The 19,500-nt window shown below is 74.7% G+C and carries 19 protein-coding genes and 1 pseudogene; 17 read left to right on the top strand and 3 right to left on the bottom strand.

Features of this window, described 5'->3' with window-relative positions; translation table 11 throughout:
• The first annotated feature begins 11 nt into the window (after positions 1–11).
• From folP to CITRIK5_RS10655, 7 genes are read left to right on the top strand one after another with little or no spacing between them, the layout of a single operon-like run.
• A complete protein-coding gene (gene folP / locus CITRIK5_RS10625; protein WP_095353930.1) occupies positions 12–926 on the top strand; it encodes a dihydropteroate synthase in 915 nt (304 codons plus the stop codon).
• A complete protein-coding gene (folB, locus tag CITRIK5_RS10630; RefSeq protein ID WP_044659875.1) occupies positions 923–1,303 on the top strand; it encodes a dihydroneopterin aldolase in 381 nt (126 codons plus the stop codon). Before folP ends, folB begins: the two co-directional genes overlap by 4 nt.
• Positions 1,300–1,944, top strand: coding sequence for a 2-amino-4-hydroxy-6-hydroxymethyldihydropteridine diphosphokinase (gene folK, locus CITRIK5_RS10635; RefSeq protein ID WP_123244271.1), 645 nt, complete (start codon positions 1,300–1,302; stop codon positions 1,942–1,944). Before folB ends, folK begins: the two co-directional genes overlap by 4 nt.
• Positions 1,941–2,474 carry a DUF3180 domain-containing protein gene (locus CITRIK5_RS10640; protein WP_123244272.1) on the top strand — a complete coding sequence of 178 codons (534 nt, stop codon included), beginning with the start codon at positions 1,941–1,943 and terminating at the stop codon, positions 2,472–2,474. The genes folK and CITRIK5_RS10640 overlap by 4 nt, the downstream gene beginning before the upstream one ends.
• Positions 2,455–2,967 (top strand): PH domain-containing protein, encoded by a 513-nt coding sequence (locus CITRIK5_RS10645; RefSeq protein WP_061866863.1) that lies wholly within the window; start codon positions 2,455–2,457, stop codon positions 2,965–2,967. The genes CITRIK5_RS10640 and CITRIK5_RS10645 overlap by 20 nt, the downstream gene beginning before the upstream one ends.
• Positions 2,964–4,643 (top strand): PH domain-containing protein, encoded by a 1,680-nt coding sequence (locus CITRIK5_RS10650; RefSeq protein WP_061866862.1) that lies wholly within the window; start codon positions 2,964–2,966, stop codon positions 4,641–4,643. Before CITRIK5_RS10645 ends, CITRIK5_RS10650 begins: the two co-directional genes overlap by 4 nt.
• Positions 4,640–5,590: a Rossmann-like and DUF2520 domain-containing protein gene (locus CITRIK5_RS10655; RefSeq protein WP_061866861.1), complete on the top strand. Its 951-nt coding sequence runs from the start codon at positions 4,640–4,642 to the stop codon at positions 5,588–5,590. The genes CITRIK5_RS10650 and CITRIK5_RS10655 overlap by 4 nt, the downstream gene beginning before the upstream one ends.
• A 102-nt stretch (positions 5,591–5,692) precedes the next feature.
• Here the strand turns inward: CITRIK5_RS10655 and CITRIK5_RS10660 are convergent, their stop codons facing one another.
• Positions 5,693–6,169 carry a low molecular weight protein-tyrosine-phosphatase gene (locus CITRIK5_RS10660; RefSeq protein ID WP_061866860.1) on the bottom strand — a complete coding sequence of 159 codons (477 nt, stop codon included), beginning with the start codon at positions 6,167–6,169 and terminating at the stop codon, positions 5,693–5,695.
• A gap of 229 nt (positions 6,170–6,398) precedes the next feature.
• Between CITRIK5_RS10660 and CITRIK5_RS10665 the strand changes: the two genes are divergently transcribed.
• From CITRIK5_RS10665 to CITRIK5_RS10710, 10 genes are all read left to right on the top strand, one after another.
• On the top strand, positions 6,399–6,848 hold the full coding sequence (locus CITRIK5_RS10665; protein WP_061866859.1) for a DUF3806 domain-containing protein: 450 nt from the start codon (positions 6,399–6,401) through the stop codon (positions 6,846–6,848).
• 217 nt (positions 6,849–7,065) lie between these two features.
• Positions 7,066–9,111 (top strand): alpha/beta fold hydrolase, encoded by a 2,046-nt coding sequence (locus CITRIK5_RS10670; protein ID WP_236557184.1) that lies wholly within the window; start codon positions 7,066–7,068, stop codon positions 9,109–9,111.
• A gap of 171 nt (positions 9,112–9,282) precedes the next feature.
• On the top strand, positions 9,283–10,509 hold the full coding sequence (locus CITRIK5_RS10675) for a glycerophosphodiester phosphodiesterase (RefSeq protein WP_049146623.1): 1,227 nt from the start codon (positions 9,283–9,285) through the stop codon (positions 10,507–10,509).
• Positions 10,510–10,667: 158 nt separating this feature from the next.
• Entirely contained in the window at positions 10,668–11,483 is an 816-nt protein-coding gene (locus CITRIK5_RS10680; RefSeq protein ID WP_036380841.1) for a hypothetical protein, read from the top strand.
• Positions 11,480–11,947, top strand: a complete 468-nt coding sequence (locus CITRIK5_RS10685) for a phage holin family protein (protein WP_036314802.1) — start codon at positions 11,480–11,482, stop codon at positions 11,945–11,947. Before CITRIK5_RS10680 ends, CITRIK5_RS10685 begins: the two co-directional genes overlap by 4 nt.
• The gene (locus CITRIK5_RS10690) at positions 11,944–12,642 is read left to right on the top strand and encodes a DUF3618 domain-containing protein (RefSeq protein WP_036380847.1); all 699 of its coding nucleotides are present in this window, start codon (positions 11,944–11,946) and stop codon (positions 12,640–12,642) included. Before CITRIK5_RS10685 ends, CITRIK5_RS10690 begins: the two co-directional genes overlap by 4 nt.
• Positions 12,643–12,796: 154 nt before the next feature.
• The gene (panC, locus tag CITRIK5_RS10695; protein WP_159833626.1) at positions 12,797–13,828 is read left to right on the top strand and encodes a pantoate--beta-alanine ligase; all 1,032 of its coding nucleotides are present in this window, start codon (positions 12,797–12,799) and stop codon (positions 13,826–13,828) included.
• A complete protein-coding gene (locus CITRIK5_RS10700) occupies positions 13,825–14,523 on the top strand; it encodes a DNA-3-methyladenine glycosylase (protein WP_036314811.1) in 699 nt (232 codons plus the stop codon). The genes panC and CITRIK5_RS10700 overlap by 4 nt, the downstream gene beginning before the upstream one ends.
• Positions 14,524–14,570: 47 nt before the next feature.
• Positions 14,571–15,053, top strand: a complete 483-nt coding sequence (locus tag CITRIK5_RS10705; RefSeq protein ID WP_036314813.1) for an SRPBCC family protein — start codon at positions 14,571–14,573, stop codon at positions 15,051–15,053.
• Between the two features lie 151 nt (positions 15,054–15,204).
• Positions 15,205–17,268 (top strand): M13 family metallopeptidase, encoded by a 2,064-nt coding sequence (locus CITRIK5_RS10710; RefSeq protein WP_159833628.1) that lies wholly within the window; start codon positions 15,205–15,207, stop codon positions 17,266–17,268.
• Between the two features lie 39 nt (positions 17,269–17,307).
• On the opposite strand, the gene CITRIK5_RS10715 is transcribed toward CITRIK5_RS10710, so the two are convergent.
• Both CITRIK5_RS10715 and CITRIK5_RS10720 read right to left on the bottom strand, forming a co-directional pair.
• Positions 17,308–17,817, bottom strand: coding sequence for a MarR family winged helix-turn-helix transcriptional regulator (locus tag CITRIK5_RS10715; RefSeq protein WP_036314817.1), 510 nt, complete (start codon positions 17,815–17,817; stop codon positions 17,308–17,310).
• Positions 17,810–19,495, bottom strand: a pseudogene (locus CITRIK5_RS10720) (DHA2 family efflux MFS transporter permease subunit); the annotation flags it as partial. The pseudogene CITRIK5_RS10720 and the gene CITRIK5_RS10715, both read right to left, overlap by 8 nt.
• Between the last annotated feature and the right edge of the window lie 5 nt (positions 19,496–19,500).

Here is a 19,500-nt window from a genome sequence, read left to right on the forward strand (position 1 = left end):
GAGGAGGACACGTGGACGAGAGCATCGACGCGGCGGCGCGGGAGGCGAACCGCGCCCTGCTGGGGCGGCTGCCCGCGGACCGGACCCTGGTCATGGGCATCCTCAACGTCACCCCTGACTCGTTCTCGGACGGCGGGGAGCACGCCACCGTCCGCGCGGCCGTCGAGCACGCCCGGCGCATGGTCGCGGACGGCGCGGACATCGTGGACGTGGGCGGGGAGTCCACCCGCCCCGGGGCCCGCGCCGTGCCGCCGGCCGAGGAGCAGGAGCGCATCCTGCCCGTGATCGAGGCGCTGCTGGCCGAGGACGTCGTCCTCTCCGTGGACACGCGCCACACCGCCACCGCCCGGGCTGCCCTGGCGCTGGGGCCGGTGATCGTCAACGACGTCTCCGGCCTCGCCCACGAGCCGGATATGCCGGCGCTGATCGCCACGTCGGGCGCGCCGTACATCCTCATGCACAACCGCGGGAACCCGCAGACCATGGACGGGCTGGCCGTCTACGAGGACACCGTCCCGGACGTCGTGTGCGAGCTGCGGGACGTGGCCGGCCGCTTCCTCGCCGCGGGCGTCGAGCCCGCGCAGCTGATCGTCGACCCGGGCCTGGGCTTCGCGAAGGCCGGCGAGCAGAACTGGGAGCTGCTGCGCGGCCTCGAGTGGCTCCGCGCCATGGGCCACCCGGTGCTCGTCGCCGCCTCGCGCAAGCGGTTCCTGGGCACGCTGCTGGCGGACGACGACGGCACCCCGGCCCCGCCCGCCGCGCGCGACGCCGCCACCGCGGCCATCTCCGCCCTCGCCGCCGCCCAGGGCGCGTGGGGCGTGCGCGTGCACGACGTGCGCGCCAGCGCCGACGCCGTCCGCACCGCCGCCGCCTGGGTCGGGGCGCATGCCCCGGGTGAGCCCGTCTCCGAGGACGTGCTGCCGTGAGCGCCCGGGACCGCATCCGCCTGGCCGGGCTGTCCGCCGTCGGGCACCACGGGGTCTTCGACCACGAGCGCCGGGACGGGCAGCCGTTCGTCACGGACGTCGTCCTCCACCTCGACGCCGGCCCCGCCGCGGCCGGCGACGACCTCGCCCGCACCGCCAACTACGCCGAGGTCGCGGACACGGTGGTCCGCCTGGTCACCGGGGAGCCGGTGGACCTGATCGAGACCCTCGCCGACCGGATCGCCCGCGCCGTCCTCGCCGAGCAGCCCGTGGTGACCGCCGTCGAGGTCACCGTGCACAAGCCGCAGGCGCCCATCCCGCACGACTTCGCGGACGCCGCCGTCACCGTGCACCGCACCCGGGAGGATCTCGCGTGAGCACCGTCGACTGGACGCACCCGGCCGAGGGCCCCGCGCCCGTCCCCGAGCTGGGCGCCCGCCCGGACGCGCCCGTCGCGGCCGTGCTGGCCCTCGGCGCCAACCTGCGCGAGCCCGCGCAGACGCTCGACGCCGCCGTCGCCGCCCTGTCCGCGCTGCCGCACATCACGGACGTCCGGGCTTCGCCCCGGGCCGTCACCGCGCCCGTGGGCGGGCCGCCGGGCCAACCCGACTACCTCAACCAGGTGGTCACCCTGCGCACGGACCTCGCGCCGTGGGAGCTGCTCGCGGTGGCGCACCGGCTCGAGCAGGACCACCATCGGCGGCGTGAGGTTCGCTGGGGCGCGCGCACCCTGGACGTGGACGTGATCGCCTACGGGGACGTGCGCAGCGACCACCCGGACCTCACCCTGCCGCACCCCCGCGCGGCCGAGCGGGCCTTCGTGCTGCTGCCGTGGCTGTGGCTCGACGCGGACGCCACGCTCGCCGGCACGCCCGTCGCCGACCTCGCCGCCGTCGCCGCGGACGCCCCCGGGGTGCGCCGCCAGGAGCCCGAGCGGCACCGGCTGCTGGCCGGCACCGACGACGTCGTCCCGCTCCGCCCGGCATGCCCGGACGCCCTCGGGAGGGAGGACACGTGATCGCGCTGCGCTCCGGGTGGACCCTGCTCGTGGTGCTGGCGGCCGCCGTGCTCGGCTGGCTGGCCGGGCTCGCCGCGCCGTCCCTGGGCTGGCCGGCGCCCGTGGTGGGTCGCGGCGGCCTGATCACCGTGGCCGCGGTCTCCGTGCTGTGCATCGGGCTGGGCTGGCGGGTGCGCCGGGACCGGGAGAAGCCCGCCGCCGCGCGGATGGACCCGCTCGCCGCGGCCCGCACGCTCGTGCTCGGCCAGGCCTCCGGCTTCGCGGGAGCGGCCCTCGGCGGCTGGCACGCCGGTGTGGCGGTGCAGGTGCTGCTGCGGGCCGGCGTCGGGGCGCCGACCGTGCGGGAGGCCGCCCTGCAGGCCGCCGGCGGTCTCGTCCTGCTGGTGGTGGGGCTGATCGTCGAACGGTGGTGCCGGATCCCCCCTGAGGAGGATGCGCCCGAGGGCGGCCGTGGGCAGGATGGGTCCCCGGGCCGCGGCCGACCGGCCCGTCCCGAGACCGAAGGAGGGTATGCCCGTGCCCGGCATTGACCTGAGCGGCGTGGCCTTCACGCCGGCCTCGCCGCGGCTGACCACGGTGAATCTCATCGCCACGTCCATCGGCCACCTGATCTGGCTCGCCGCGTTCTCCGTGCCGCTGATCCTCAAGCTCACCGGCCCGTGGGCGGGGATGGCCGCGTGGGTCGCGTGGGGGCTGCCGGCCGTCGTCGTCGTGTCCTGGATCGTGGACCTGATCCTGATCCCGCGGCGCGTGCGCGCGATGGGCTGGGCCGAGCGCGAGGACGACGTCCTGTGGCGCGAGGGCATCCTGTTCCGCAGCGTGCACGCGGTGCCGTACGGCCGCCTGCAGTACGTGGACGTGTCGGACGGTCCGCTGCTGCGCCGGGTCGGGCTGCAGACCCTCACCCTGAAGACCGCCGCCGCGGGCGGGGACGTCACCCTGGAGGGCGTGCCCCGCGAGAGGGCCGAGGAGCTGCGCGAAGTCCTCATGGCGCGCGGCCAGGCGCGGCTGGCGGGCCTGTGAGCGCGGCCGCCCCGCCCCCCGCCGACGACGCCGGCTGGGTCCGCGTCCACCCCGCCTCGCCCTGGGTGCGGGGCTGGACCTTCCTGCTGCTGATCCTGTTCTTCGCGGGCCGCAACGCGGTGGAGGACTTCGCGGCGGGCCGGCTCAGCGGGGAGGACGCCCCGGGCGGCGGCGACGGCAGCCTGCTCGTGGCCGGCGGCATCCTGCTGGGGGTCACCCTGCTGATCAGCCTCGTGTTCTTCTTCTCCTGGTGGTTCACCCGGTTCCGCTGCGGGGAGGACCGGATCGAGCTGCGCCAGGGCTGGCTCTTCCGCAGCCGCCGGCAGATGCGCTACGACCGCATCCAGGCGGTGGACCTGCAGCACCCCCTCGTGGCCCGGCTGCTCGGGCTGGCCACAGTGAAGGTCGAGGCGGCCGACGGCGGCGAGTCCGCGCTCGAGCTGTCCTTCCTGCGCCGCGCCGAGGCCGAAGCGGTGCGCCGGGAGATCCTGGACCGCGCGTCGGGGATGCTCGGGGGAGCCGGGGCGGACGCGTCCGCGCCGGAGCGGGCGGCCGAGCCCGGCCTCCCCGACGCCGACGCCGCGGACGCCGGCGAACTCATGCTGCAGGTGCCCGCGGGGCGGCTCCTCGGCTCCGTCCTGCTCTCCGGAGGCGTGCTGGGGGTGCTGGCCGGGTCCCTGATCTGGCTGGCCGGCCTCGCCCTCGTGGTCGCGCTGCTGCCCGAGGCGGTGCTGGACGAGGGGGAGACCCTGACCGGGATCGGCGCGGCTGCGTCCCTGCCCGCCCTGTTCTCCGTGGCCGGCGTCGCGTGGTCCCGGTTGAACGCCGGCTGGGGCTTCCAGGTGCGCCGCTCCACCGACGGGCTGCGACTGCGGCACGGGCTCACCGAGACCACCCACCAGACCGTCCCGCCGGGGCGGGTGCAGGGGGTGACCGTCTCCCAGCCTCTGTTCTGGCGGCCCTTCGGCTGGTATCGGGTGACCATGGCGGTGGCCGGCTACCTGCAGGAGTCCGACGGCACCCGGGACGTGGCGCTGCCCGTCGGTCCGTGGGAGGACGTGCTCCGCGTCCTCACGGTCGTGGCCCCGGACCCGGGCCTGGAGGATGATCCGCGCGCCGCGCAGGGGCTGACCCCCGCGGGGCTCATGCACCTGGGCGTGCACGGCTCCGGCACGGAGGGGGGCTTCCAGCACGTGCCGCGGCGCGGCAGGTGGTGGTTCAACTGGTTCGCCTGGCGGCGGATCGGCTTCACGACGACGCGGTCCCTGCTGGTGGTGCGCAGCGGCTGGTTGAACCGCCGGCTGCAGACCCTCCAGCACGAGCGCGTGCAGGCGGCCGAGCTGGTGCAGGGGCCGGTGCAGCGGCGCCTGGGCCTGGCCACGGTGCGCGTGTGGGTCGCGGGGGCGAACGCCGTGGTCCGCGACCTCGACGAGGACGTGGCCGTGGACCTGTACGCCCGGGAGGCACGGCACGCGGCCGTCTCACGTCGCCTCGCCGACCGCGACCAGTGGATGCGCCCGGAGGAGCTGGCCCGCTTCGAGCAGCGCACGCGCGAGGTCGCGGCCACCGAGGTGGGCCGCCGCGAACTGGCGCGGGCCGGCGTCGGCGGCGGCGTCGTCGTCGGGGAGGAGAGCGGGGCAGACGTCCCCGCCGTGCGCGGCGAGGAGGAGCGATGACCGGCGGACTCGACCTGAGCCTGGACCCGCATGACCCGGCGCAGCGGCCCGGGCGGCTGGGCGTCGGCGTGGTGAGCGCGGGTCGAGTGGGGGCCGTGCTGGGCTCGGCGCTGCGGGCTGCGGGCCACACGATCACGGGCGTGCACGCCGTCTCCGAGGCCTCGCGGGACCGCGCGGAGATGCTCCTGCCGGGCGTGCCCGTCCTGGAGATCCCCGAGATCCTGCGCCGCTCCGAGATGGTCGTCTTCGCCGTCCCGGACGACGCGCTGGGCGAGCTCGTGGCCGGCCTGGCCGCCGCGGGCCACGTGCAGACCGGCCACCTGCTCGTGCACACCTCCGGCCGCTACGGGGTGGGGGTGATGGAGCCGGTGCGCGCGCACGGGGCGATCCCCCTGGCGATCCACCCGGCCATGACGTTCACGGGGCTGAGCCTCGACGTCGCCCGGCTGCAGGACTGCGTGTTCGGCGTGACCGCGGACCCCGTGGTGCTGCCCGTGGCCCAGGCGCTCGTGGTGGAGATGGGCGGCGAGCCCGTGGTCGTGAAGGAGGCCGACCGGGCGGCCTACCACCTGGCGCTGTCCCACGGGTCGAACCACCTGGTGACGCTGACGGCGCAGGCCCGCCAGATCCTGGAGACGATCGGGGTGGCCGACCCGGAGCGGGTGCTGCGCTCACTGATGACCGCCGCGCTGGAGAACGCGCTCACGGACGGCGACGGCGCCCTCACCGGCCCCGTGGCCCGCGGTGACGTCGACACGCTGCGGACCCACCGTGAGACCCTCGGGGAGCTCGAGGCCGGGGGACTGCCCCCGGACGTGCGGGCCGTGTGGGAGACCCTCGCCCGCGCGACGACCGACCGCGCCGAGACCCGCGGCACCCTGCGCGCGGACACGGCGGCGCGGCTGCGAGAGGTCCTCGACGACTCCGACGACCCCCACGACGACTGACCGACCCCCCGCCGCCCCCGCCCCCCGCTTTCGTTCGGGAAACGGCGGGTCCCGGACCGTTTTCGTTCGGGAAACGGCGGGTCCGGGGCCGCGCCCCGGCCGTCAGAGGCGGCCGTCGCGGATCGCGGCGACGACGCCGTCTGCTGCGTCCTCGATCTGCCGGTACATCTCCTCGAACTGCGGCCGCGGATACCCGTACGGATCGGGGACCTCGCGCACCCCGGCGCTGTCCGCATCCGACGCGAACTCGCCCATCAGGTGGATCCGGTCCCGCTGCTCGTCCGTGGTCGCGAGCCGCCGCGCGTCGGCGAGGTTGGCCTCGTCCATCACGAGGATCAGGTCGGCGTCGTCCACGAGGTCGGCGGACAGCTGCACCCCCACCGTCGGGAACTCGTAGCCCAGTTCGCCGCCGACCTCGCGGGTGAGGTGATGCGGCCGGGCGCCCACGTGCTCGTCGGACGTGCCGGCGGAGGTGACCTCGACGTCGTCGAGACCGGCCTCCGCGAGCTTGCGGTTCAGCACGGCCTCGGCGGCGGGCGAGCGGCAGATGTTCCCCAGGCAGACGGTCATGATGCGCATGGGGCCAGTGTCTCAAGTCCGGTCGGGGGCGGCGGACGACGACGGCCCGCACGCTCGCCTCGTCGCTGGCGGCACGACATCGGGCGCGTCCACGAGTGCTCCCGCTGGGGGATCGCAGGCCTCCGGCGGTGTGTCCCCCCGGTTCCTCGCCGTTTCTCGAACGAAAGCGCGGCCGGCGCCGCCCGTTCCGGCGACGGCGGCGCCCGACGCGCCTGGCAGGATGGAGGCCATGACCGACCAGCCCGAGATGAGCCCCCTGACCGAGCCCGAGCGGGAGTGGGTGCGCGTCCGTCGCGACTTCGCCGCGCAGGAGGGCGTGGACCACCTGGACCTGGACGCGGTCGCCGCGTACTACGACGCCGTGCTGGCCCGCTCGCAGGCGGAGGCCGACGAGCTGGACCCCGAGGAGCTGGCGGTGCTGCTGGACGTCGTCGCGGTGCTGCTCGGCGAGCACCTGGGCGCGCGCCACGGCATGCAGTGGGTGACGGTCGCGGACGAGGAGGGGCCCGCCCTCGCGCTGCGGGACACCCTCTCGGACGCCGTCGTCTTCCCGCAGCCGGTGGTCGGCCAGAGCTGGAACGACCAGGCCACGGGGGAGTGGATGGGCGGGTACGTCGACTGGCTCGGCGAGCAGCTCCAGCAGATCCGGGCCGACGCCGGCGCGCTGCCCGGCGCCTGAGGCGCGGCGGGCACCGGGGCGGCCCGCCGTCGAGGCCACCACCCCGCCGCCCTCCGTGTTGCCCGGATCACGTGCAGGCCGATAGAAACGAACGCATGACCTCCACCCCGGACACCCCGGACACAACACCCCCGCCACCCCCTTCCACGACCTCGACGCCTTCACCGCCCTGCCGCGCGTCGCCGGTCTCACCCTCAGCCCGGACGGCGCCCGCCTGGTGACCACCGTCGCCACCCGGGACGCGAAGGGCACCGGCTACGCCACCGCCCTCTGGGAGGTCGACCCCGCGGGCGAGCGCCCCGCCCACCGCCTGACCCGCTCCCGCGAGGGCGAGGCCGGCGCGCAGTTCGCCGCGGACGGCACCCTCTTCTTCACCTCCGCCCGTCCCGACCCCGCCGACGCCGAGGCCGAGAAGCGCAACGCCCTGTGGGCCCTGCCGGCCCGGGGCGGCGAGGCGCGCGTGGTGCTCTCCCGCCCGGGCGGCGTCGCCGCGGTCACGTGCGCCTCCGCGGCGGACCGCGTGGTCGTCACGGCGGACCGGCTGCTCGGTGCGACCACCGAGGCCGAGCACGCGGCCCTCGCGCAGACCCGCAGGGACGCCGGCGTGGACGCCATCCTGCACACCGGCTACCCCATCCGCTTCTGGGACCACGACCTCGGCCCCGCCCGCCCCGAGCTCTTCGTCCTCGAGCCCGGCCCGGACCCGCAGGGCGAGCCCGCCACCGACGCCGACGTCGCCGAGCCCGGCCCCGCCGCCTCCGGCCTGGCTCCCGAGGCCGACGACGTGGCGCACCACCTGCGCCACGTCTCCGGATTCCCGCGCTCCCACGCGTTCGGGATCGGCGCGCAGGTGGCCCCGGACGGCTCGTTCCTGCTCACCACGGCCGCCACCGCCGAGGCTCGCGGCAACGTGCGCGAGGGCACGGTGGTGCGCGTGGACCTGGCCACGGGCGAGCACCGCGTCCTGCACGACGTCCCCGGTGAGGACGTGGCCGTCGGCCCCGTCAGCCATGACGGCACGCGCGCCGTCGTCGTCCGCACCCCCGACTCCACCCCGCATTCCGCCGTGCACCCGCGCCTGTACGTGATGGACACGGCCACGGGCCAGACCACGCCCCTGGCCCACGGCTGGGACCGCTGGGCCGACGTCGTCGCGTGGCTGCCGGACGACTCCGCGGTGATCGCGCTCGCGGACTCGGAGGGTCGCCGCCCGGTGTTCCGCATCGAGGTGGCCACCGGCGCCGTCGCGCAGGTGACCCGGGAGGACGAGGCGTGGACCGACGTCGTGCTCTCCCCGGACGGGGCCACGGCCTACGGCGTCCGCTCCTCCTACCTGTTCCCGCCGGAGGTGGCGCGGATCGACCTGGCCACGGGCGAGGCCACGCGCTTGCCGAACCCCGTGGAGCGCCCCGCGATCCCGGGCACCCTCGAGGACGTGGAGACCGTCGCCGAGGACGGCACGCGCGTGCGCGGCTGGCTCGTGCTCCCCGAGGGGGAGGCGCCGGCCGGCGGTCACCCGCTGCTACTGTGGATCCACGGCGGGCCGCTGGGCTCGTGGAACGCGTGGAGCTGGCGCTGGACGCCGTGGGTCATGGCGGCGCGCGGCTACGCGGTGCTGATGCCGGACCCGGCGCTGTCCACGGGCTACGGCCAGGACTTCATCGAACGCGGCTGGGGCCGCTGGGGTCAGGCGCCCTACACGGACCTGATGGCGCTCACGGACGCCGTCGTGGCGCGTGAGGACGTCGACGGCGACCGCACCGCCGCCATGGGCGGCTCGTTCGGCGGCTACATGGCGAACTGGGTGGCCGGGCACACCGATCGGTTCCGGTGCGTGGTCACGCACGCCTCGCTGTGGGCGCTGGACGGCTTCGGCCCGACGACGGACGCCGCGTTCTACTGGGCCCGCGAGATGGACGAGCAAATGCAGCAGGAGAACTCTCCGCACCGGTTCGTGGGGGAGATCGTCTCTCCGATGCTCGTCATCCACGGCGACAAGGACTACCGCGTGCCGATCGGCGAGGGGCTGCGCCTGTGGTCGGACCTGCTGGCGAAGTCCGGGCGGCCGGCCGCCGCGGACGGCACCACCGACCACCGGTTCCTCTACTTCCCGCACGAGAACCACTGGATCCTCGCCCCGCAGCACGCGAGGGTCTGGTACGAGGTCGTCCTCGGCTTCCTGGGCGAGCACGTCCTCGGCGACGGCACCCCGTCGGCCCCGGAGACGCTGGGACTGACGCGGCCGTCGCCGACGGCGGGCTGAGCCGCCGGGCCCGGCGCCGCGCATCGTGACGGGCGGTTGAACCTCTCCGATCAGCCGCCCGTCACCGGCTGTTCACCGGACGGGCCGGCTGTGGCCGGAGGGGGGCCACCCGGCCGACACCCGGATCTGGCCCACTGGAGCGGTCATCCCCCTCCCGGAAAGGACCGTTCCATGACCTCCGTCCGTCGTCACGCCGCCCGCGGCCTCGTGGCCCTCGCCGCCGCCGTCGCCGTCAGCGCCCCGCTGGCCGCCCCGGCCGCCGCCGCCCCCGCCGCACCGACGACCCCGGCCGCCGCGCAGTCCGTCACGGGCAAGCCCGTAGTGCGCCCCGACGTCGTGGGTCACCGTGGTGCCTCCGGCTACCGCCCCGAGCACACCCTGGCCGCCTACGAGCTGGCCGCCGCCCAGGGCGCGGATGTGATCGAGCCGGACCTGGTCTCCACCAAGGACGGCGTGCTCGTGGTCCGCCACGAGAACCTGATCGACGGCACCACGGACGTCGCCCAGCGGCCCGAGTTCGCGGACCGCAAGACCACCAAGGTCGTCGACGGCGTGGCCCTCACCGGCTGGTTCACCGAGGACTTCACCCTCGCCGAGCTCAAGACCCTGCGCGCCAAGGAGCGCCTGCCGCAGGTCCGCCCCGAGTCCGCGTCCTACGACGGCCGGTACCAGGTGCCCACCTTCGAGGAGGTGCTCGAGCTGCGGGAGCGCCTCTCTGCCCGGTACGGCCGCGAGATCGGCGTCATCCCCGAGATCAAGCACCCCACCTACTTCGACTCCATCGGCCTGTCCATGGAGGAGCGCGTCGTCGAGCTGCTCGACGAGTACGGCCTGAACAAGCGCAACGCCCCCGCCACCGTGCAGTCCTTCGAGCTCGCCAACCTGCGCGATCTCAACGAGAACCTCGGCCTCAAGGCCGAGACGGTGTTCCTCTCCAGCGTCACCGGCGCGCCCTATGACTCCGTGGCCGCCGGCGACGGGCTCCGCGACTACGACTTCTACGAGACCGCCGCGGGCATGCGCGAGGTCCGCGCGGCCGGCGTCGACACGCTCGGCCCGGCCTTCGCGCAGATCATCACCAAGGAGAAGGACGGCTCGATGGGCGAGGAGACCGCGTTCGTCTCCCTCGCCCACCGCGCGGGCCTTGAGGTGGTGCCGTACACCTTCCGCGCCGAGAACCAGTTCCTCTACACGGAGTTCCGCTCCTCCACGGACCCGAACGCGCGGGGCGACATGGTCGGCATGATCCAGCCGTTCCTCGACGCCGGCATCGACGGCTTCTTCACCGACCACCCCGACCTCGGCGTGCAGGCCGTGGACACCTGGATGCAGGGCAAGAAGGAGCACCCGGGCCGGGGCGTCGGCAAGACCGCCCAGCGGGGCCTGAAGGTGCGCTGACCCCGTCCCGACCGGAGACGATCCCGGCGGACCCGAGGTCTTCCGGCACGTCCGTCGCGGTGCTTACCTTGGCCCTCAGGACCGGTGGACCCGGTGACGTGGACGGCCAGAAGGGCTGGCCATGAGGGGCCGCCGACCCGGACGAAGGAAGGCACAGCATGACGACGAACACGCCGAAGAACGCCCACGGCTCCTCAGCCGAGGGCCGTGACGCCAAGGACCAGGCGAAGGACAAGGCCCAGCAGGCCGCGGGCGAGGCCCAGGGCCAGGCGAAGGCCGTGGCCCAGGACGCCAAGGACAAGGCCCAGGACCTCGCGGCCACCGCCAAGCACGAGGCCGGCCAGGTGAAGGACGAGGCCGCTGACCAGGTGCAGTCGCTGGTCGGCTCCGCCCAGGAGCAGGTCGGCGCGCAGGTGCAGACCCAGCAGGAGCGGTTCGCGGGCCAGGTGCGCAGCTACACCGACGACCTGCACCGCGTGGTCTCCGGTGAGCAGCCGCAGACCGACCTGGTGCGCCAGGGCGTCGCCTCGGTGGCGGACCGTGCCGAGGCCCTGACGCAGCGCCTGGAGACCGCTTCCCCGCAGGACCTGCTGCAGGACGTGCGCGGCTTCGCCGCTCGCCGTCCGGGCACGTTCCTGGCCCTCGCCCTGGGCGCCGGGCTGGTGGCCGGTCGACTGACGCGCGGCATCCGCGACGCCGCCCAGCCCGACTCCGCCGCCTCCACCTCGCCGCGCCGTCACACGACCCGTCCGGACGCGGTGCACGCGGACGTGACCCCGCACCACCTGGACTCGCAGGCCCCGGCCTACTCGAGCGATTCGCTCTCCCAGGCCGACGGCCGCGTCGCGGACGGCGCCGGGCCCCGCCGCGCGGCCGGCGTCGGGGACACCCCGTATGGCACGCAGGCGCCGGTCCAGCAGGGCCTGACCGCCGAGCGGCCGTTCGACCAGACCCGGCCCGGGGGTGACGCATGAGCACCGCCCACGAACCGTTCCGCGACGCGACGCCGCACTCCGGCGCGCACACCCCGCCGCCCACGCAGGCGGAGTTCCGTGCCGAGCACGAGAGCCTCGGCGAGATGTTCCAGAGCCTGTCGGCCAAGCTGTCGACGCTGGTCAGCCAGGAGATCGCCCTGGCCAAGGCCGAGGCCACCGAGTCCGCGAAGAAGGCCGGCAAGGGGGCAGGCCTGCTGGCCGGCGCCGCCGTCGGCGGCTTCTTCCTGCTGATGTTCCTGTCCCTGGCCCTGATGCACCTGCTCGACGTATTCCTGCCGATCGGCTGGGCCGCGTTGATCGTGGCCGTGCTGTGGGGCGTCGTCGCGGCCGTGCTGGCCGTACAGGGCAAGAAGGACATCGAGAAGATCAAGGGTCTGCCGCAGACCCAGGAGACGCTTCAGGAGATCCCCGAGACCCTGAACCCCGCGAAGGAGACGCGATGACCACGAGCAACAACCCCGACGAGATCCGCGCCGACATCGAGCGCACGCGCCGCGAGCTCGGCCAGGACGTGGACGCCCTCGCCGAGAAGGTGAGCCCCACGAAGGCCGTGTCCCGGCAGACCAACCGCATCAAGGACGGCTTCATCCACGCGAAGGAGAACATCATGGGCTCCCCGGAGCAGCACCGCCACGAGCCCTCGCTGGGCGATCGCGCCCACGCGGTGGTCGACGACGCCCGGGCCTCCGCGTATGACGCGGCCGGCCAGGCCCAGGACCGCCTGGGCGACGCCGGCGACCGGGTGTCCGAGTGGGCCGACGACGCCCAGCACGCCCTGCACCAGGCCCCGGCTCAGCTGCGCGGCCGCACCGCGGGCAACCCGTTGGCCGCCGGGCTGATCGCCTTCGGTGCCGGCCTGCTGCTCAGCTCGCTGATCCCCGCCTCACGCGCGGAGCAGCGCGCCGCGGAGGGCCTCAAGGACCAGGCCGCCCCGCTGGTGGACGAGGCCAAGCAGGCCGCCCAGCAGCTGCGCGAGGACCTCGAGCCCGCCGCCCGCGAGGCCGCCGGGAGCGTGAAGGAGTCGGCCGCCGAGGCCGCTTCCCACCTCAAGGAGCAGGGCACGGACACGGCGCAGGGCCTCAAGGCGGAGTCCCAGGACGCCGCCCGCCAGGTGAAGGACACCGCGAAGGACGCCTGAGCCCGACTCGAGCACGACGCCGGCCGGTCCCGTTGACGGGACCGGCCGGCGTCGCGCGTGGCGGGGCCGAATCCGGCCCGCGGCTCAGGCCTTGGACCAGATGCGCGTGGTGAGGCGGAAGTCCTCCCCGAGGCCCCGTGCCTAGACTCGGAGGGTGACCCCTCTCGACCGCGTCCCCGACCAGCGCCCCGTCCCCGCCGGCACCGGCCTGACCCTCGAGGACGCCCTCCCCGCTCCCGTGACGCCCGAGGCTGACGGCGTCTCCGCGCGCCCGCGTCTGGCCCGGACCGTCGCCGAGATGCGCTCCGCTCTCCGTGAGCTCGTCGCCCACGCCACGGACGACGGCGACGCCGAGCCCGTCACCGTCGGCCTGGTCCCCACGATGGGCGCCCTCCACGGCGGCCACGCGGCCCTGGTGCGGCGGGCCCGCGCCGAGAACGACGTCGTCGCGGTCAGCATCTTCGTGAACCCGCTCCAGTTCGGCGATCCGGCCGACCTGGAGCACTACCCGCGCACCCTGGACGCGGACCTGGACCTGCTGGCGGCGGCGGGCGCCGACGTGGTGTTCGCCCCGGACGTGCAGGAGATGTACCCGGGCTACCCGGACGCGCCGATCGTCACCGTCTCCGCCGGCCGCATGGGGGAGGTCCTCGAGGGCGCCTCCCGCCCGGGCCACTTCGACGGCGTGGCCACCGTCGTGGCGAAGCTGTGGAACATCGTGCGCCCGGCGGTGCCGGTCCTGCGCAGCTACTTCGGCCAGAAGGACGCGCAGCAGCTCACCGTCCTGCGCCGCCTGGCCACGGACCTGGACATCGACGTCGACGTCCGCGCCGTGCCCATCGTCCGCTCGCCCGAGGGCCTCGCGCTCTCCAGCCGCAACACCCGCCTGGACGCCGCGGGCCTGGAACACGCGCTCGTCCTCAGCCGCGCCCTGCGCTCCCTGGCCGACGCCGCGGCGGCCGGTGAGCCCGTCGACGTCCAGGCCGCTCGCCGGATGGTCGAGGACGAGCCGGGCGTCGAGCTGGACCACCTCGTGGTGGTGGACCGGGACACCTTCGCCGAGCTCGGTCCGGAGCTGCTGTGCCAGCCGCTGCGCCGCGAGGCCCTCGCCCTCGTGGCCGCGCACGTGCCGCCCGTCCGGTTGATCGACACCATGGTGCTGCCCGCCGCGGGGCCGCTGCCGTGACCCCGGAGCGTCTCGCCGCCGCCTTCGACGGCCCCTCGCCCGCGCTCGCCGCGACGCTGCTGGGGTGCCGGCTGACCGTCGTCGCCCCGGACGGCGCCGTCACCGTGCGGCTGACCGAGACCGAGGCGTACGGGAACGCGGGCGCGGACCCCGGCGCCCACTCGTTCCGCGGTCGCACCGAGCGCAATGCCGCGCTGTTCGGGCCGCCGCGGCGTACGTATGTGTACCTGAACTACGGCATCCACCGCTGCCTGAACCTGGTGGGCCACCCCGAGGGGGAGGCCGGCGGTGTGCTGCTGCGTGCGGCCGAGGTGCTCGCGGGAGGGGACCTCGCGGTGGCCCGCCGTGGCCGGGACACCGGCCTCAAGCTGCTCTCCGGCCCGGGGAACCTCGGCCAGGGCCTCGGCATCACCCTGGAGATGGGCCACGCGCCCGTGGAGATCGTCGCCGCGCCGCCGGAGGTGGCCGACGACGGCGGCACCCCGGCCCGCCTCGCCGCGCCGGCCGCGCCCGCCCGCTTCCTCCTGGCCCCGCCCGCGCCCCGCGATCCGGCCGAGCCGCCGATCGAGGTCGTGACGGGCCCGCGCGTCGGCGTCTCGGGGGAGGGCGGCTCCGTGCGCTTCCCGTGGCGGTTCAGCGTGGCCGGCCACCGCAGCGTGTCCGCGTTCCGGCGTGGGCGCAACGTGCCGGACTGAGCCCCAGACCTTGTCGGCCGCCCCGGCCCCGTGCCTAGGTTGATCCCATGACCGAGATGAACAAGACCGCCCACGGCGAGACCCAGCAGACCGTCACCCGGACCATCGACGCGTCCGCCAAGGACGTGTTCGACTTCCTGACCCTGCCCGCGAACCACGCGAAGTTCGACGGCTCGGGCATGGTGCAGTCGGACGACAAGACCCAGCGCATCCAGAAGGTCGGCGACGTGTTCACCATGAACATGCACGCGGAGCACATGGGTGGCGACTACCAGACGGACAACCACGTGGTCGCCTACGACCCGAACAAGCTGGTCGGCTGGAAGACCGCCCCCGCCGGCACCGAGCCCAAGGGCTGGCAGTGGGTCTACCGGCTCGAGGACAACGGCTCCGGCAGCACGGACGTGTCCCTCACCTACGACTGGACCGACGTGACCGACCCGGAGCTGCTGGAGAAGAACCTCTTCCCGATGGTCTCCGAGGAGCAGATGGAGGAGTCGCTCGCGAAGCTGGCCGCCGAGGTCGGCTGAGCCCCCGCCTCCCGACGGCGGCCCCCGGGCCGGCCGTCCCCACGACGACGGGCACGCACCCGACCAGGGTGCGTGCCCGTCGTCGTGTCCGGTGTCACGGCTAGAGTGCCGTGCGAGACCGTCCCACCCCCCACGTCCAGGAGGATCCGCCGTGACCGCCACCGCCGAGCCCCGCGTCCCGTCGCCGCGCGAGGACCTGTACCGCCACGTCAACGCCGGGTGGCTGGACACCCACGAGATCCCCGCGGACCAGGGCGCCTACGGCGCGTTCCTCGAGCTGCGGGACGCGGCCGAGCTCGCCGTCCGGCACCTGTGCGAGGACGCCGTGCGCGAGGTCGGCGCGGGCTTCGACCCCGCCCAGGCGCGCGTGCAGGCCACGGCCGCGGCCGGCGCGCACCGGGACGCCCCGCTCGCGCCGCTGGATGCGGAGGACACGGAGGGCATGGAGCATCCGGAGCTCAAGCGCCGGATCGCCGCGCTGTACGCCTCCTTCATGGACGACGAGACCGTGGAGGCCCGCGGCCTCGAGCCGATCGCCTCGGACCTGGCGGCGGTGGCCACCGTGACCACCCCTGCGGAGCTGCTCACCCTCTCCGGGCGACTGCAGCGTCAGGGCGTCTCCGGCCTCATCAACACCGGCGCACTCAACGACGCCGGGAACCCGGACCGCATGCTCCTGCACCTGCTCCAGGGCGGCCTGGGCCTGCCGGACGAGTCCTACTACCGGGACGAGGCCTACGCCGAGATCCTCGCGCAGTACACCGAGCACACCGGCCGCCTGCTGACGCTGGCCGGGATCGGCGCGGACCGGGACGAGGCCGCCGCGCTGGGCGTCCGGGTGGTGGAGCTGGAGAAGCGCATCGCCGCCCTGCACTGGGACCTGGTCCGCAGCCGGGACGCCGTGGCCCGCTACAACCCCATGACCCACGACCGGCTGACGGAGCTCTTCCCCCTGGCCGACGCGTGGCTCGAGGGCGTGGACGCCGCCGGCGAGCGCGCCGCGGAGGTCGTGGTGTGGCAGCCGGACTTCCTCTCCGGTGTGCAGGGGCTGCTCGAGGGACCCGAGGCCGCCGACCTCGAGGACTGGCGTCACTGGCTGATCCTGCAGGTGCTGCGCTCCTTCGCCGGCTTCCTGCCGGACGCGTTCGTGCAGGAGAACTTCTCCTTCTACGGCCGCCGCCTGGCCGGCACCGAGGAGGTCCGCCCCCGCTGGAAGCGCGCGGTCGCGTTCGTCAACGGGGCGGCCGGCGAGGACGTGGCGCAGCTCTACGTGGCCCGCCATTTCCCGCAGGGCCACGTGGCCGCGATGGACGAGCTCGTGGGCCTGCTCCAGGAGGCCTATCGCCGGTCCATCGAGGAGCTCGAGTGGATGGGCGAGGAGACCCGTCAGCGGGCGCTCGAGAAGCTGGCGATGTTCCGCCCCATGGTGGGCTACCCCTCGAAGTGGCTGGACTACTCCGCCCTCGAGGTCCACGCCGGCGACCTGCTGGGCAACGCCCGCTCATCCTCGGAGCTCGAGTGGGAGCGGGACCTGCGCAAGATCGCGGACGGGCCGGACCCGGAGGAGTGGCACATCACGCCGCAGACGGTGAACGCGTACTACTCCCCGCTCGAGAACGCGATCGTCTTCCCGGCCGCCATTTTGCAGCCCCCGTTCTTCGACCCCGAGGCCTCGATGGCCGCGAACCTGGGGGCGATCGGCGCCGTGATCGGCCACGAGATCGGCCACGGCTTCGACGACCAGGGCTCGCGGTACGACGGCGCCGGTCGGCTCGAGGACTGGTGGACCGAGGAGGACCGCGCGGCGTTCACCGAGCGCACCTCCCGGCTGGTGGCCCAGTACAACGCGCTCTCCCCGGCCGAGGCCCCGGACCACCGCGTCAACGGCGAGTTCACCCTGGGGGAGAACATCGGCGACCTCGGCGGCCTGGGCATCGCCCACCGCGCCTTGGAGATCTGGCGGGACGAGGGCGACGGCGCCTCCCTCGACGCCGCGGCGGGGGACCGCGAGTTCTTCACCGCCTGGGCCACCGTGTGGCGTCAGCTCACGCGACCGGAGGCCATGGTCACCCGCATCGCCTCGGACCCGCACTCGCCCAACGAGTTCCGCTGCAACCAGGTGGTCAAGAACATCGACGCCTTCCACGAGGCGTTCGGCACGCGCGAGGGGGATCCCATGTGGCTGGCCCCGGAGGAGCGCGTCACCATCTGGTGATCCCGCCCGCCGGCCGGGCCCGCGGGTCCGGCCGGCGGCTCACTCGGACTCGGCGGGGTCCTGCATCCGGGTCTGACGCTCGGCGGCCAGCCGGTCCAGCAGGCGCGTCAGCGTCCGGATGTCCTCGCGGTCCCAGCGCGCCAGGTCGTCGCGCAGCCCGCGACCCGCCGGGCCGCCGCGCACCGCGTCGAGGCGGGCGAGCCCCTCGGGGCTGGCGCTCAGGAGGGCGGAGCGGCGGTCCCGCGGGTCCGGCTCTCGGGTGATCAGCCCGGCGGCCTCGAGGTCGCGGACCATGCGGGAGACCTGGGCGCGGTCCACCAGCAGGCCCTCGGCCACGGCCGAGGGCGTCATGGTCCCCTCGTTGGCCAGCATCATGAACGCCTTCATCGCCCCGACGGACAGGGCCGGGCTGAGGGCCGCCGCGTAGCGGACCATCACCTGGCGGTGCTGCAGGACCAGACGCGAGAACGCCTGCTCGAGCCCCTGGACGGCGGCCTCGAAGCCCGCGTCGTCGCCGCCTCTGCCCGGGTCCGGGGCGCCGTCAGCCACGGCGGGCCCGGACCAGCGCGGTGACGACGGCCGCCAGCAGGGCCGTCCCCGCCACGGCCAGCGCCGCGGGGACGACGGGCCGGCCGGCCACCGGCGACGCCGTCGCCGGGCGCTCGGCCGCCACCGCCCGGGACTCCTCCGGGTCCTCGGCCGGATGCTGCCCCTGCGCCGCGGTCACCACGGGGATCGGACCGGTCGCGGGCAGCGTCTGCATGGCCTCGGCCGTGGAGTGGGTGGCCAGGTCGGCGCGGGTGGCGTGGAGGCGCTCGGAGGTGGTCATGCGGCCCAGCGGGATGTTCGGCAGGAACAGGATCGCGATCAGCGCGACGATCGCGAGCGGCACGCCCACGAGGAACGCGTGGGAGATGCCGGTGGCGTAGACGTCCTCGAAGATCGAGCGCAGGCCGTCGGGCATCTCCGCCACGCGTGGCAGGGTGCTGGACTGCAGGCTCTCGGACCACTCGGCGGCGTCCGGGCCCAGGCTGCGCAGGGCCGCGGCGAGGTCCGCGCGGCGCTCCTCGATGCGGTCCGGGACCACGTTGGAGACCACGGCGCCCATCACGGCGACACCGATGCTGCCGCCCAGGGTGCGGAAGAAGGTGACGCCGGAGCTGGCGACGCCCATCTGCCGCGGGTCGGTGGTGTTCTGCACCACGAGCACGAGGTTCTGCATGGTCATGCCGACGCCGGCACCGAGCAGGAACATGTAGAGGGACACCAGCCAGAAGGAGGTGTCGTAGTGCAGGGTGCCGAGCAGGGCGGTGCCGGCGATCAGCAGGACGGCGCCGATCACGAGCCAGCGCTTCCACACGCCGGTGCGGGTGATGAGGCCGCCGATCACCGTGGAGGACACGAGCAGGCCGAGGATCATCGGGATGGTCATGAGGCCGGCCTGGGTCGGCGCCGCGCCGCGGGCCAGCTGCATGTACTGGGCCAGGTAGACGGAGGAGCCGAACATGGCCAGGCCCGTGGCGATCGAGGCGATCGTCGCGAGGGTGAAGGTGCGGTCGCGGAAGAGGGTGAGCGGGATGAGCGGCTCGGCGACGCGCAGCTCGGTCACGACGAACAGGACGGTGGCGACGGCGGCGCCGCCGAGCATCCACGCGGTGGTGGTGCTGGCCCAGTCGAAGTCGCGACCGGCGCTGGTGACCCAGATCAGCAGCAGCGCGGTGGCCGCGGTCAGGAACACGATGCCGAGGTAGTCGATGGACACCTTCTGGCGCTCGCGGTGCGGAAGGTGGAGGGTGCGCTGCACCATCACCAGGGCGACGACAGCGAAGGGCACCGCCACGAAGAAGTTCCAGCGCCAGCCCCACAGGTCGGTGATCACGCCGCCGGCGAGCGGGCCGCCCACCGTGGCCACGGCCATCACGGCGCCGAACAGGCCCATGTAGCGGCCGCGCTCACGCGGGCTGATGATGTCCGCCATGATCACCTGGCTGAGCGCGACGAGGCCGCCGCCGCCCAGGCCCTGCACGGTGCGGCAGACGATCAGGAAGGTCGGATCGTGGGTGAACCCGGCCGCCGCGGAGGCGGCGACGAAGATCGCCAGGGCGACCTGGAAGAGGACCTTGCGGTTGACGAGGTCGGCCAGCTTGCCCCAGATCGGGGTGGCGATGGCCGTGGCGAGCAGGGCCGAGGTGATGACCCAGGTGTAGGCGGTCTGGTCGCCGCCGAATCCGA

The organism is Micrococcus sp. 116, assembly GCF_902506395.1.
Taxonomy (GTDB): Bacteria; Actinomycetota; Actinomycetes; order Actinomycetales; family Micrococcaceae; genus Micrococcus; species Micrococcus luteus.

Excerpts from the sequence above, each read along its gene's own strand:
- CITRIK5_RS10645 (WP_061866863.1), top strand. The coding sequence starts at position 2,455 with ATGCCCGTGCCCGGCATTGACCTGAGCGGCGTGGCCTTCACGCCGGCC.
- CITRIK5_RS10655 (WP_061866861.1), top strand. The coding sequence starts at position 4,640 with ATGACCGGCGGACTCGACCTGAGCCTGGACCCGCATGACCCGGCGCAG.
- CITRIK5_RS10660 (WP_061866860.1), bottom strand. The coding sequence starts at position 6,169 with ATGCGCATCATGACCGTCTGCCTGGGGAACATCTGCCGCTCGCCCGCC.
- CITRIK5_RS10665 (WP_061866859.1), top strand. The coding sequence starts at position 6,399 with ATGACCGACCAGCCCGAGATGAGCCCCCTGACCGAGCCCGAGCGGGAG.
- CITRIK5_RS10675 (WP_049146623.1), top strand. The coding sequence starts at position 9,283 with ATGACCTCCGTCCGTCGTCACGCCGCCCGCGGCCTCGTGGCCCTCGCC.
- CITRIK5_RS10680 (WP_036380841.1), top strand. The coding sequence starts at position 10,668 with ATGACGACGAACACGCCGAAGAACGCCCACGGCTCCTCAGCCGAGGGC.
- CITRIK5_RS10685 (WP_036314802.1), top strand. The coding sequence starts at position 11,480 with ATGAGCACCGCCCACGAACCGTTCCGCGACGCGACGCCGCACTCCGGC.
- CITRIK5_RS10690 (WP_036380847.1), top strand. The coding sequence starts at position 11,944 with ATGACCACGAGCAACAACCCCGACGAGATCCGCGCCGACATCGAGCGC.
- CITRIK5_RS10705 (WP_036314813.1), top strand. The coding sequence starts at position 14,571 with ATGACCGAGATGAACAAGACCGCCCACGGCGAGACCCAGCAGACCGTC.